At 73.1% G+C, this 12,503-nt stretch carries 11 protein-coding genes, 1 pseudogene and 1 riboswitch; of the genes and pseudogenes, 6 read left to right on the top strand and 6 right to left on the bottom strand.

Annotated elements, in window-relative coordinates; all coding sequences use genetic code 11:
* Positions 1 to 221: 221 nt before the first annotated feature.
* Positions 222 to 1,496 (bottom strand): threonine synthase, encoded by a 1,275-nt coding sequence (thrC, locus tag B207_RS0109495; protein ID WP_018636293.1) that lies wholly within the window; start codon positions 1,494 to 1,496, stop codon positions 222 to 224.
* Between the two features lie 8 nt (positions 1,497 to 1,504).
* Positions 1,505 to 1,625: riboswitch (SAM riboswitch) on the bottom strand.
* Between the two features lie 181 nt (positions 1,626 to 1,806).
* Between thrC and B207_RS0109490 the strand changes: the two genes are divergently transcribed.
* Both B207_RS0109490 and B207_RS0109485 read left to right on the top strand, forming a co-directional pair.
* Complete coding sequence (locus B207_RS0109490; protein ID WP_026310875.1) at positions 1,807 to 2,613, top strand: HAD family hydrolase; 807 nt, start codon at positions 1,807 to 1,809, stop codon at positions 2,611 to 2,613.
* A gap of 55 nt (positions 2,614 to 2,668) precedes the next feature.
* Positions 2,669 to 4,168 carry an alpha,alpha-trehalose-phosphate synthase (UDP-forming) gene (locus B207_RS0109485; RefSeq protein ID WP_018636291.1) on the top strand — a complete coding sequence of 500 codons (1,500 nt, stop codon included), beginning with the start codon at positions 2,669 to 2,671 and terminating at the stop codon, positions 4,166 to 4,168.
* A gap of 19 nt (positions 4,169 to 4,187) precedes the next feature.
* Here the strand turns inward: B207_RS0109485 and otsB are convergent, their stop codons facing one another.
* Genes otsB through B207_RS0109470 form a run of 3 tightly spaced genes read right to left on the bottom strand, consistent with a single transcriptional unit; the run spans position 4,188 to position 6,023 of the window.
* The gene (otsB, locus tag B207_RS0109480; protein WP_026310874.1) at positions 4,188 to 5,066 is read right to left on the bottom strand and encodes a trehalose-phosphatase; all 879 of its coding nucleotides are present in this window, start codon (positions 5,064 to 5,066) and stop codon (positions 4,188 to 4,190) included.
* A gap of 47 nt (positions 5,067 to 5,113) precedes the next feature.
* On the bottom strand, positions 5,114 to 5,716 hold the full coding sequence (locus tag B207_RS0109475; RefSeq protein ID WP_018636289.1) for a LytR C-terminal domain-containing protein: 603 nt from the start codon (positions 5,714 to 5,716) through the stop codon (positions 5,114 to 5,116).
* A gap of 10 nt (positions 5,717 to 5,726) precedes the next feature.
* A complete protein-coding gene (locus B207_RS0109470) occupies positions 5,727 to 6,023 on the bottom strand; it encodes a DUF3263 domain-containing protein (RefSeq protein ID WP_018636288.1) in 297 nt (98 codons plus the stop codon).
* Between the two features lie 133 nt (positions 6,024 to 6,156).
* On the opposite strand from B207_RS0109470, the gene B207_RS0109465 reads away from it, so the two are divergent.
* A complete protein-coding gene (locus B207_RS0109465) occupies positions 6,157 to 6,540 on the top strand; it encodes an RNHCP domain-containing protein (RefSeq protein WP_018636287.1) in 384 nt (127 codons plus the stop codon).
* Here B207_RS0109465 and B207_RS0109460 read toward each other — a convergent pair.
* Positions 6,485 to 7,741 (bottom strand): Glu/Leu/Phe/Val family dehydrogenase, encoded by a 1,257-nt coding sequence (locus B207_RS0109460; protein ID WP_018636286.1) that lies wholly within the window; start codon positions 7,739 to 7,741, stop codon positions 6,485 to 6,487. The genes B207_RS0109465 and B207_RS0109460 overlap by 56 nt on opposite strands.
* A 91-nt stretch (positions 7,742 to 7,832) precedes the next feature.
* On the opposite strand from B207_RS0109460, the pseudogene B207_RS42785 reads away from it, so the two are divergent.
* A pseudogene (locus B207_RS42785) lies at positions 7,833 to 8,744 on the top strand (glycosyltransferase 87 family protein); the annotation flags it as partial.
* Between the two features lie 358 nt (positions 8,745 to 9,102).
* Here B207_RS42785 and mptB read toward each other — a convergent pair.
* Complete coding sequence (mptB, locus tag B207_RS40560; protein WP_407671387.1) at positions 9,103 to 10,539, bottom strand: polyprenol phosphomannose-dependent alpha 1,6 mannosyltransferase MptB; 1,437 nt, start codon at positions 10,537 to 10,539, stop codon at positions 9,103 to 9,105.
* 103 nt (positions 10,540 to 10,642) lie between these two features.
* Here mptB and B207_RS38135 point away from each other — a divergent pair, with 103 nt between their 5' ends.
* Together B207_RS38135 and B207_RS0109445 are read left to right on the top strand one after the other, a co-directional pair.
* Entirely contained in the window at positions 10,643 to 10,825 is a 183-nt protein-coding gene (locus B207_RS38135; RefSeq protein WP_084692066.1) for a hypothetical protein, read from the top strand.
* The gene (locus tag B207_RS0109445) at positions 10,803 to 12,503 is read left to right on the top strand and encodes a membrane protein (RefSeq protein WP_018636283.1); all 1,701 of its coding nucleotides are present in this window, start codon (positions 10,803 to 10,805) and stop codon (positions 12,501 to 12,503) included. Before B207_RS38135 ends, B207_RS0109445 begins: the two co-directional genes overlap by 23 nt.

The following is a 12,503-nucleotide window of genomic DNA, read 5'->3' as shown; positions in this document are numbered from 1 at the left end:
CCCGCCCCACCGGCGCACTCGTCCTCGGCGCGCTCAACACGCTGCGCCTCATGCCCGCGCGCGACGGCCAGCCCGCCTACATCCCCCGCCCACCACACCTTCACCAACACCTCCTCGACCTCCTCGACATCCTCGACATCCTCGGCGTCGACCCGACCCGACCACCTTGATCACCAGTCAGGCAGGTCGAAGCATCGAATCCCCATGTGCGGAAGACCCGGCTAGTCACCCAGCCCCGCGGCCTCGAAGGCGGCGAGGGAAGGGGGAATCGTCGCGGTCGGGCCGCCGGTGGGCACGAGGGGGTCGAGGGTCTTGAGGCCGTCGCCGGTGTTGTAGACGACGGTCTCGACGTCAGGGTCGAGGCGCCCCTCGTCCAGCAGGCGGCGCAGGCAGGCGACAGTGACGCCGCCCGCGGTCTCGCCGAAGATCCCCTCGGTGCGGGCCAGCAGGCGGATGCCGTCGACGATCTGCTCGTCGGTGACGTCGGTGATGGCCCCGCCGGTGCGGCGGGCCACATCGAGGGCGTACGGGCCGTCCGCCGGGTTGCCGATCGACAGCGACTTGGCGATCGTCGAGGGCTTCACCGGAGCGACCGTGTCGACGCCCCGGGCGAAGGCGGACGCCACCGGGTTGCAGCCGGCGGCCTGGGCTCCGAAGACCTTGTACGGGGTGGGCTCGACGAGGCCGAGCCGGCCGAGCTCCCCGAAGGCCTTGTCGACCTTGGTGAGCAGCGAACCGGAGGCGATCGGGATCACGACCTGGCCGGGGAGCCGCCAGCCGAGCTGCTCGGCCACCTCGTAGCCGAGGGTCTTCGAACCCTCGGCGTAGAACGGCCGGACGTTGACGTTCACGAACGCCCACTCGTACTCGCCGGCGAGCTCGCTGCACAGGCGGTTCACGTCGTCGTAGTTGCCCTTGACGGCGACCAGGGCGCCGCCGTAGACCGCGGTGGACACGGTCTTGCCGGCCTCCAGGTCGTGCGGGACGAGCACGACGGACCGTAGCCCGGCGGACGCCGCGTGCGCGGCGACGGACTGGGCGAGGTTGCCGGTCGAGGCGCAGGCGACGGTGGTGAAGCCCAGTTCGCGGGCGGCGGTCAGCGCCACCGAGACGACCCGGTCCTTGAAGGAGTGGGTCGGGTTCGCGCTGTCGTCCTTCACCCACAGGGTGCGCATCCCCAGCGCGGCGGCGAGGCGTGGCGCGGGGCGCAGCGGCGTCCAGCCGGCGTCGAGGGAGACCCGCCGCTGGGCGACGTGCCCGGCGGGCAGCAGGCCCACGTAACGCCACAGGTTGCGCGGCCCGGCCTCGATCGACTCCCGGGTGACCGTACGCAGCCGGTCCTCGTCGTAGGCGATCTCGAGGGGGGCGAAGCACTCGATGCAGACATGGGTGGGGGACAGCGGGTAGGTGGCTCCGCAGTGCCGACAGGAGAGCGAAACGGCAGGATTCGCGGCTTCCGCGCTCGGGAGAGAGGCGCGCTCGGGCGCGAGAGTCATGCGGGAACTCCTCATCTTTCCCGGGCGCCGGCGTGCGCCCCGGGTCGGAATTAGCACCTGCCGCGCAGGGATGCGTCGGTGGTTGCCGGGGCTTCGCTGGGCCGTTCCCTCTGCCCCTCTGGATGAGCCAGATGAAGTTGTCTGTCCGTACTGTAGTCCGCGTGCAGGCGGACGTGCATCGTAGTTTCTCCGGTCGGATCGCTGTCACGTACCTGTCGTCGCCGGGCCCGCATCAGTGCCCCCGGCGGCTGTCGCATGCTGTTGCCTATAGGCCTGTGACCCGTCGGACCCACCACAGGGAGACCGTAGCGTGACAGTACGTGTCGTCTACACCGATCTTGATGGAACGATGGTCGGTCCGCGCGGCTGCTTCTTCCGAGCGGAAGGGGGCCCGACGACCCTGGAGCCGGCCCGCGCGCTCGTGGAGCTGCTCGACGCGGGCATCGCCCTCGTCCTGGTCTCCGGGCGGACCAGGCCGCAGCTGGTGGAGGCCGCCGGCATCTTCGGTGCGGACGGGTTCATCGGTGAGATGGGCGCGATCATCGGCTGGAACGGCGAACGACTGATCGAGAGCGAGATCCTGCGCGGCGCGATGCCGGAGTCGTACGAGCGGGTGCCCGAGAGCCTGCTGGACGAGCTGATCGGGCTGCACCCGGATCGGCTGGAGCTGCACACACCGTGGCACGCCGGCCGCGAGATCGACGTCATGCTCCGTGGCCGGATCGATGTCGCCGAGGTCGACGCCTGGCTCACCGAGACGGGCTTCGGGTGGCTGAGCATGCGTGACAACGGTCTCATCGCGCAGGCGAACATGCCCGATCTCGACGTGGTCCCGCACGTGTACCACCTGGTGCCGGACGGGGTCAGCAAGGGAGAGGCCGTGGCCTACGACCTCAAGCGGCGCGGGCTCGACCCGACCGAGGCGATCGCCATCGGTGACTCGGCCAGCGACCTGGAGATGGCCCGCTCGGTGGGCCGGATGCACCTGGTGGCCAACGCGATCCGCCATCCGGACATCGCGGCGCTGCTCACCGGGCACACCAACGTGGTGCTGGAAGCCGGCTCGGTCGGGCTCGGCTGGGCGAGCGCCGTGCGCGGCGCCATCGCCGCTCCCTGACCGGATGACGCCACAGCACGGCACCCGATGGCCTACGCTCCGCTGTGTGCGTCACATGCCGGGCATCGGGGAGCTCGCGGCGCCGGGGGGTGAGCGTTCGTCCCAGGCGGAACTGCTGGTCGCGTCGAACCGGGGGCCGGTGTCCTTCGCCATCGGGGGCGACGGCGAGCTGCTTGCGCGGCGCGGCGGCGGTGGGCTGGTCAGCGGCCTCGCCCAGGTCGTGCAGGACACGCCGGACGGCGACGGCGAGCTGCTGTGGGTCTGCACGGCGCTCAGTGAAGCCGACCGGCGGGCCGCCCGCTCGGCGCCGGGTGGGCGTCTCGACCAGGTCGGTTTCGACACCGGTGGCGCCTCGGTGAAGATGCTCGACCTGGACCGGGTGCTGTTCGACCGTGCCTACAACGCGGTCGCGAACCGGACGCTCTGGTTCGTCCTGCACCTGCTGCACTCGCCGTCGATGGAACCGAGTTTCGGCGCGTCGTTCCGGCGGGACTGGGCCGCCTACGAGCACTACAACAGCGCCTTCGCCGAGGCGCTCGCCGAGCAGGCCGCTCCGGGGGCGTGCGTGCTCGTGCAGGACTACCACCTGACACTGGTGCCGGCTCTGCTGCGCCAGATCCGGCCGGATCTGCGCATCGCGCACTTCAGCCACACCCCGTGGTCGCCGCCGGAGTACTTCCGGATGCTGCCGGACAGCGTCGCCGCCGCCATCCTGGCGGGCATGCTCGGCGCCGACCGTCTCGGCTTCCTCGCCCCGGCCTGGGCGGCGGCGTTCCGGGACTGCTGTGCGGAGATCCTCGGCGCCCGGATCGAGGGTGACACCGTCTCGGCCGGCGGCCGTTCGGTGCGGACGAGCCTGTACCCACTCGGCGTGGACGCCCCCGAGCTGCGGGACCGCGCCTCCCGTCCGGACGTCCGCGCCCGCGCGGCCGAGCTGCGGGAGCTGGCGGGGGACTGCCGCCTGGTGGTCCGGGTCGATCGCACCGAGCTGTCGAAGAACATCGTCCGCGGCCTGGACGCCTACCGCGAGTTCCTGCGCGCGCACCCCGAGTGGCACGGGCGGGTCATGCACCTCGTGTGCGCCTACCCGTCCCGGCACGACCTGCCGGAGTACCGCGAGTACACAGCGGCCGTGCAGCGGCTCGCCGCCGAGATCGAGGACGAGTTCGGCACCGACACCTGGCTGCCGGTGCACCTGGAGATCAGTGACGACTTCCCGCGGTCCCTGGCCGCCATGACCCTCGCCGACGTGCTGGTGGTGAACCCGATCCGGGACGGGATGAACCTGGTCGCCAAGGAGGGGATGGTCGTCTCGGCCGAGGGCGCCGTGCTCGTCCTCTCCCGGGAGGCAGGTGCCTGCTCGGAGATGGCCGCCGACGCCCTCGTGGTGAACCCGTACGACGTGACCGCCACCGCGGACGCGATGCACGCGGGGCTGACGATGCCCCCGGCCGAGCGGCGTGCCCGGGCCGGGCGGCTCGCCACCGTCGCCGGCGCGCTGCCGCCCAGCGCCTGGTTCGGCGCACAGCTCGCGGAGATCCGCTCGGGCCCCTAGCGCCGGTCACGGCACTGGATCAGGCCCCGATGCGGTCGGCCAGGACCTCCAGCAGCGTGACCATGCCGGCGGGCCCGCCGACCACCAGGTCAGCGCGGGAACGCAGCACCTCCGGCACCTCGGGGCTGTCACTGCACACGGTGATCCCGCCGATGCCGCCGGCCCGCAGCTCGTCGACGGCCTCGAAGGCCGGGAGGTCACCGAGGTCGTCGCCGGCCACCAGCACCGACCGGGCGTGGCGCTGCGCGACCAGTGTGCGCAGCGCCCCGCCCTTGTCGTGCCCCGGTGGGCGCAGTTCCAGGACCCGTTTGCCGGGCGCCGCCTCCAGCCCGTGTTCCTGCGCGAGCCGGCTGAGGGCAGGCGTGAGCGCGGCGAGTGCCGCGTCCGGGTCGGCGGTGCGCCGCACGTGGACGACCAGGGCGTGCCGTTTGTCCTCGACGGACGTCCCGGCGGGGGCGTCGAGCAGGGCCTGGGCCAGCGCGCCGCGCAGGGCGGTGACCCCGGGCAGCGGCTCGGGACCGACGGTCTGCCCGGTCTGGGCGTCCCACCGTTGCAGGCCGTACTGGCCCAGGACGACCAGCCGTTCCAGGTCGGTGAACCGCTCGGCCTCGGTGAGTTCGAGGACGGCCTCCACCGGGCGGCCGGTGATGATCGCCAGGGTGCCGACCCGACGGGCGATCCGGCGCAGCGCGGCCATGGCACCGGGGGCGGGGACCGCGTCACCGGGCCGGGAGACGATCGGCGCGAGGGTGCCGTCGTAGTCGAGGGCGACCAGAGCCTTCTCCGGGGCCGTGAGCAGCGCGGCCAGGCCCGCGCCGCCGGCAGGGGTGCGCGGGGTCGGAGTGGGCTCGACGGTGGCTGGAGAGCCGGCACGGGCGGGTGGCGAGGGTTCGGTCACGGTCCCTTCCCCGGTCACGTGAGGGGTGAGTGGCTGGTGGGCTGCCGTCAGGGCTGGTTGCCGGCCGGGAAGTCCCGGGTGACGACCAGGATGAGCGTGTCCGTCTCGATGATCCTCGTCTCCTCGCGGGGAACCATGCGCTCGACTCCGGGAACGGTCTCCAGCAGGGTGCGGGCGGCGTCGGCGTCCTCGGGATCGTAGAAGACGGTCGATACGGGAACGTTGTACCTGGAGAGGTAGTTTCCGACCCGTTCGACCCGGAAGCCGGCCGCCTCCACCCGGTCGGCGGCGTCGTCGGCGAGGCCCTTGATCCGGGAGTTGTTCAGCACGACGACAGGGGCGAAGACCCGCGGAGCCGCCGGAGCCGCCGGAGCGGACTGCGGCATGGGCGACGGCGGCGGCGTCGGGACGGCGGTCGGCGTCGGGGACCGCGTCGGGGTCTGTGGCGGCGTCGACGGCTGTGACGGGGTGTCCGCGACGGCGGGCGGGGGTGGGGCGGCGTCGTCCGGGTCGGAGTCGGGCGGGCCGTTGAACAGGTTCACCAGCAGGATGCCGGCCAGTACGGCCAGCACGGCTACGGCGGTGGCAGCCGCCATGCGCAGGCGGTCACCTTCGCGGTGCCGGAAGGTGTCGTGGGAGCCACTGGGCACGGGGCTCTCCTCAGGCGTCGTCGGGACCGTCGTGGCCGGGTTCGCCGGCGCCGTCCAGGGGGCCTGAGCGGGCGCGACGGCGTTCGTCACGCAGCCGCTGCAGCCGGCGGACGAGCATCGGGTCCGTGGCCAGCGCGGCTGGTGAGTCGATCAGAACGTGCAGGAGCTGGTAGTAACGGGTCGACGACAGGCCGAACTCGGCGCGGATGGCGGCGTCCTTGGCTCCCGGGTGCTGCCAGCGCAGTTTCTCGAAGGCCAGCACCCGGGCGTCCCGCTCGCTCAGGCCCTCCACGTCCACGTCGCCCACTATTTCACCCCCTGGGCCCGACATCCCCGTTCGTCCCGCGGACACACCCGGCGCGTCGGTCACGCGCGCCCGAAAGTCCGTACACCCGAAAGTCCGTACACCCGAAAGTCCGTGGGCCCCATACCGTTGACGGGTGCAGCCGCCTGATGACGTCTCCGGCCGGCGGTTCGCCCGCACGCCCGAGAACTTCGCCTGCCTCGTCTGCGGACGCGCGGTCCGCGGCAACGGCTACACCAACCACTGCCCGTCCTGCCTGTGGTCACGCCATGTTGACGTCCACCCGGGCGACCGCGCGGCGGCCTGCCAGGGGCTGATGCGTCCGGTGGCGGTGGAGCTGCGGGCCCGGGAGACCGTTCTGACCCACCACTGCGAGAGCTGCGGCCATCAGCGGCGCAACCGGACGTCGCCGGCCGACGACGAGGACGCCCTGTTCGCGCTGGCCGCCCGGGTGGCGGGGGAGTTCAGGGATAGAGGCCCCGGGTCCGATGCGCCTCGGCGACGCGGGCGACGCCGATGATGTGCGCGGCGGTACGCAGGCTGACCCGCCGCTCCCGGGCCAGCGCCGAGACCTCCCGGTACGCGCGCTGCATCAGCTCGCGCAGCCGGTCGTTCACCTGGTCCTCGGACCAGAAGTAGGCCTGGATGTCCTGCACCCACTCGAAGTAGGAGACCGCGACCCCGCCGCCGTTGGCGAGGATGTCCGGCACGATCACGGTGCCGTTGCCGGCCAGGACCTTGTCGGCCTCCGCCGTCACCGGGCCGTTCGCGCCCTCGACGATCAGTGGTGCCTGCACCCGGTCCGCGTTCCCGGAGTTGATCACACCTTCCATGGCGGCGGGGACCAGCATGTCCACGTCCAGTTCGAGCAGCTCGGTATTGGTGATCGTGTCGGTGCCCGGGTAGCCGACGACCGTGTCACCCCCGCGGGCGACGTGGCGGATCAGCGCTGTCGGGTTCAGCCCGGCACGGTTGTGGACACCCCCCTTGACGTCGGACACCGCGACGAGCCGGCAGCCGGCGTCATGCAGGTACTGGGCGGCGAGCGCGCCGACCTTGCCGAATCCCTGGACGGCGACCGTTGTCTCCCGCGGGTCCTTGTTCAGCTCGCGGAGTGCGGCGAAGGCGGCGAGCTGGACGCCCCGGCTGGTCGCGCCGGCCCGGCCCGCGGAGCCGCCGATCGACAGCGGCTTGCCGGTGACCACGCCGGGCGCGGTGTGACCGGTGTGCGTGGAGTAGGTGTCCATGATCCACGCCATGGTCTGCTCGTCGGTGCCGACGTCAGGGGCGGGGATGTCCTTGTCCGGGCCGATCAGCGGCACCAGTTCGGCGGCGTAGCGGCGGGTCATCCGCTCCCGCTCCTGCCGGGAGAGCAGGCCGGGCTCGACCGCGATGCCCCCCTTGGCTCCGCCGTAGGGAATCCCCATCAGCGCGCACTTCCAGGTCATCCACATGGCGAGGGCCTTGACCTCGTCCAGGTCGCAGGCCGGGTGGTAGCGCAGGCCACCCTTGGCCGGCCCGCGGGCGAGGTTGTGCTGGACCCGGTAGCCGGACAGCACGAGAAGCTGGCCGTCGTCGCGCAGCAGGGGGACGGAGACGGTGATCGATCTGCGGGGGGTCCGCAACAGATCGTGCATGCCGTCGTCCAGGCCCAGGTGGTGGGCCGCATCGGCGAGCTGCACGCACGCCGTGTCCCAGGCGGAACCGGTCCCGAGGATCACAGAGCACCTCCGCGGCGCTGTCGGTGACGCTAGGTGGCGAAGCGTACTCGCATAGCTATGACTTTCCCACGCCGGTGCCGCGGTCGTCGCCATGGCCGGTACTTTCCGAGGGATGCGCCGAGCACGGGACGGTTACGGGGACAGGCCGCTGCTTGCCGGGTGGATCCTGAGCCGCGCCCTGCTGCTCCTCCTCGCGGTGCACGGCCAGGTGTTCGGGGCGCAGCAGAGCGTGCGCGGCGACCTTGATCTCTACCGGGCCTGGGGCCGCATCCTCGTTCATGACGGGGCCGTCCCCGGCGACGAGAAGTGGCAGTACCCGCCGGGTGCCGCGGTCCTGCTCGCGCTCCCCGGAGCACCCCGCGAGTGGCTCGGTGTCCCCTACGAGGTCTCGTTCCTCCTGCTGATCCTCGCGGTCGACGCGGCCGTGACCTGGGCACTCGCCCGCCGCTCCCACCGCGCGGCGCGCTACTGGCTGCTCACCACGCTGGCCCTGGGGCCGGTCACGGTGGCCCGCTTCGATCTGGTGCCGGCCGCCGCCGCCCTCGCCGCCCTGCTGGCGCTCGACGCCCGCCCCGGCCGTTTCGGCGGCTGGGTGGCGCTGGGCGCGGCCGTCAAGGTGTGGCCCGGTCTGTTGCTCGTCGCGCTCGGCCGTGGCGGCCTGGCGGGCCGGCGCGGGGATGTCCTGGCACGCGGCGGGCGGATCGCGGCCGGTGGGGCCGCGGTGGTGGCGGGCCTGGCTGTGGCCCTCGTGCTCGCCGGGTGGTGGCGGGGCGCCCTCGGATTTCTCGGCGCCCAGAGCGCACGGGGCCTGCAGATCGAGGCGGTGCCGGCCACACCGTTCGTGGTGGCCCGGATGTTCGGGGCCGGGGAGGCGCCGGCGTACTCCCACGGGTCGTTGCAGTTCGGCGGAACCATCGCCCGGGGCGTCGCGACCGCCTGCTCGGTGGTCGAGATGATCCTGATCCTGGTCGCGGTGCTGTTCTGGTGGGCGCGGCGGCCAGGGTCGGACGTCGGGCAGCCCACCGCCGCGGCCGCCGCCGGCCGGGCCCTCGCGCTGGTGATGATCATTTCTGTCACCTCCCGCGTACTCAGCCCGCAGTACCTGATCTGGATGCTCGTCCTGGTCGCGGCCCGCGTCGCGCTCACTCCTGACGGCTCCGCGGAACCAGTCCGGCCAGTCCGGCCAGTCCGGCCGGTCCGGCCGGACCGCCTGGGCGGAAGAGGCCGGTCGATGGACCCGGCGGTGCTGCTCGCCGTCGCCGCCGTGCTGACGCAGGTCGTCTACCCGTGGCGGTACAACGATGTGGTTCAGGGCCGGGTCGTCGGCAGCCTGCTGCTGCTTGCGCGCAACGTCCTGCTGGTCATCGTCGCCTGGTATGCGCTCCGGACCAGCGTGGCCAGCCCGCCGCTGCCAGCGCCATCCCGCCCAGCAGCGCCGCGACCGCGACCGCGGCGACGACCGGCAGCGGCCCGGCTCGCCCGAGCAGCCGCCAGGTGGCGGCGAGCGGGGACAGCGTGGCGGCGCACAGCCACACCGACGTGACGACGACCAGCCAGACCACGGGTCCGGCGCGGTGCGGCGGCGGGTCCGCCCGGTCGAGCGCGACGAGCACGGCCAGGAACGGCACGCTCAGAGCGAGATACCACGGATAGACCACCGGGGATCCCAGCGCGACGGCCATGCCGCCGTATCCCAGGACGGCCAGGCCGTCGCGCGGGCGGGGATGCGGCCAGGTCCGCAGCGCGAGCCAGACGACGATCAGGCCGGCCAGGGCCAGGGTCAGGGCCCGGGTCGCGTCGAGCACCGTGCCGTCGGCGACGTCCAGCCCGACCAGTCCCGCCGACGCGGCCAGCCCGGTCGCGAGCATCGACGCGGGAGCGACGCCGGTCTCCAGAGTGCCGGAGGTGGCGAGGGCGCTGATCCAGGTCGGTCCGAAACCGCCCGCGGCCATGGCGGCCAGCAGTGCCGCGGAACCGGCGATCAGGTCGGTGCCGAGAACCGCCGCTGCCGCGCGGACGCGCCGGGCGTCCCGCAGATGGGCGAAGAGCAACCAGCCGGCGCCGAGAAAGGCGGTGGCTTTGACGCTGCCGGCCAGGCACGCGAGGACCATGGCCAGTGCCGCCAGGCTGAGTGCCCGGCCGGTGTCCAGTGCCCGGCCGGTGCCCGTCGTGGCCCGCCTCGCCTGATCGGCCACCAGCGCCCCGGCGAGCAGGGCGGCGGCGAGGGCGTCCAGGTGGGAGCCCCCGATCAGGTGAATGATCACGAACGGGTTGGCGGCGAGGAGAACGAGCACCACCGCGAGGCGGCTGCCCGCGCCGTGCGCCGGGCACCGGGCGCGCAGGAGGCGCAGCGCGAGCAGGACGAGAGCAGCGGTCGACAGCACCGCGACGACACGCAGCGCCGCGATCGCCCCGGCCGGGCCGGCGCCGAAGAGGTCGCCGAGGGTGGCGGCCAGCCGCTCGACGCCGACGCCCAGCCCGCCGTAGGGGGCGTGGGTCTCGCGCCAGCGCGGATCCACGGCGGCGACGAAGATCTCTCCGGTCGGGCCGCGCGCGAGCAGGGCGCTGACGCCGTGGGTGGCCGGGTCCAGTCCGTGTCGGGCGAGCTCCCCCTGCGCGGCGTAGGCATAGACGTCCCGGCTGAACAGCGGCGGTCCCAGCGCGAACGGGGTTGCCCACGCGAGGGCGGCGATGGCGGCCGCACGCGGGGGGAGCGTGTGGCGGAGCGCCCGGGTCAGGAGAAGCAGCCAGCTCAGGCACAGGAGGATCACAGCCACGGCCGCTGTGGCCGCAAGCACGCCCCTGTCGGTGTCCGAAGGCGGCGTGGATGGGAGAATTCCCCACCAGGATGACGGGTCGCTTGTCTGGGGATCCCGGGGGCCGAGCCGAGCCTCGCCGATCATGGCGGCGCTCGCGGCGATCGTGCCGGTTGCGATCAGCCATGACATCCCACGCCCAGGCGGCGTGTCCGTGCCGGTCCGCGCACCCGCGGTGCCCGCGGTGAAGATGTCGACTGTCGTGGTGCCGGACGGGCCGGCCGCGGAGGGCGGGGAGGTGACGGGTGGGTCTGCTCGCGACGCCTGACCCGCCGCTCGGAACCCCCGCCGGCGAGAACGGTCGTCGCCGCGACTCACTCCCGCAGACCTCCTGCCTCGCCGTTGGTCCTCGGCGCCGCAGTCGGGTGGCCGAGGGCGCCGCCGCCCTGGGAACCGCGGTCGTGCGCCGGCCCTGGCTGCTCACCGCGGTGCTGTGCCTGATCTCGGTGTGCCTCGGTGTCACCGGGCCGGACACCCCTGCCCAGGAGTATCGGGTCTGGCTCTTCGAGCACGGCGGCGCGGTCCTGTGGGACGACGGTTGGTACGGCGGCCACACCATACCCGGCTACAGTGTGCTCTTTCCCCCGCTGGGCGCCCTGCTGGGCGTCCAGACCGTCGGCGCGCTCGCCTGCATCGCGTCGACGGTCGTCGTGACCCGGCTGCTGCGCGGGCCCGGTGCCCGGCGCGGTCACGATCTGGCGCTCGTGTGGTTCGCGGTCGCGACGGTGGCGAACCTCGTCGTCGGCCGCATGCCGTTCGCGCTCGGGATGGCGTTCGGCGCGCTCGCGCTGGTCGGCGCGCGGGAGCGGCGGGTGCGGCTGGTGTGGGCGGGGGCGGTGCTGTCGTCCCTCGCGTCGCCGCTCGCCGCCGGATTCGTCCTCATGGTGGGGCTGGCGCTGCTCGGGACCCTGCCGCGGCGGGTGCTCGTCGGGTTCCTCGGAGCCGGCGCGGGGATCGCGGTGGCGCTCGCCTTCCCGGAGGAGGGCTACCAGCCCTTCCCGGCCGTCACCTTCCTCTCCCTGCTGACACTGATCGGGGTGGGGCTCGTCCTGGTCCCCCGGGAGCAGCGGGCGGTCCGCAACGGCCTGCTGCTGTGGGCGGCCTCGGCGATCGTCTTCTTCTTCGTCCCGACGCAGATCGGGGGCAACATCGCCCGCCCGGCGACGATGCTCGCCGGGCCGGCCGCGGCGGTGTTCCTGGCCAGCCGGCCGCGCGCGCTCGCGCTCGCCTCGATCCCCCTGATCGCCTGGCAGATCGGTCCCATCCACGGGGCGCTGGTGACCCACGGCGACCCGTCCGCCTCGCCCGACTACTACACGGAGCTGCTCGACTACCTGGACAACGACAGCCCGGTCCCGGGAGGGCGGGTCGAGATCCCGTTCACCCGGTCGCACTGGGAGGCCCGCTACGTCCCGCCGCGGGTACCCATGACCCGTGGCTGGCTGCGTCAGCTCGACAGCAAGTACAACGCCCTGTTCTACGACGGGACGCTGTCGGCGGCGACCTACCACGAATGGCTGCTCGCCCGCGGCGTCACGTATGTCGCGCTGCCGAACGTCGAGCTCGACCCGGCCGGTGTCGCGGAGGCCGAGCTGCTGAGGTCCGGGCTGCCCTACCTGGAGCTCGCCTGGCGCAATGCCGACTGGACGGTGTGGCTGGTCCGGGATTCCCCCGGCCTCGTCCACGGCCCGGCGACCCTCACCGAGCTGGACGTCAGCTCGGTCGCGGTGTCGTTCGCGCACCCCGGCGTCGCCACCGTCCTGGTGCACTACACGCCGTACTGGCAGATTACTGAAGGTGATGCCTGCGTATTCCGGGCAGCGGGCGGGTGGACGGGCATCCTCACCCAGTCCAGTGGCGCGGTGCGGCTGTCGGCCCGCCTCTCGGTGGACGGCCTGACCCGCGCCAGCGCCCTCGACTGCCCCGCCGACCAGCGCCTGCACTGA

Origin of the sequence: Parafrankia elaeagni, assembly GCF_000374165.1 — a bacterium.
GTDB lineage: Bacteria > Actinomycetota > Actinomycetes > Frankiales > Frankiaceae > Parafrankia > Parafrankia elaeagni.
The sequence above is the reverse complement of the archived record's forward strand: the minus strand, read 5'-3'. Positions and strand labels throughout refer to the sequence as shown.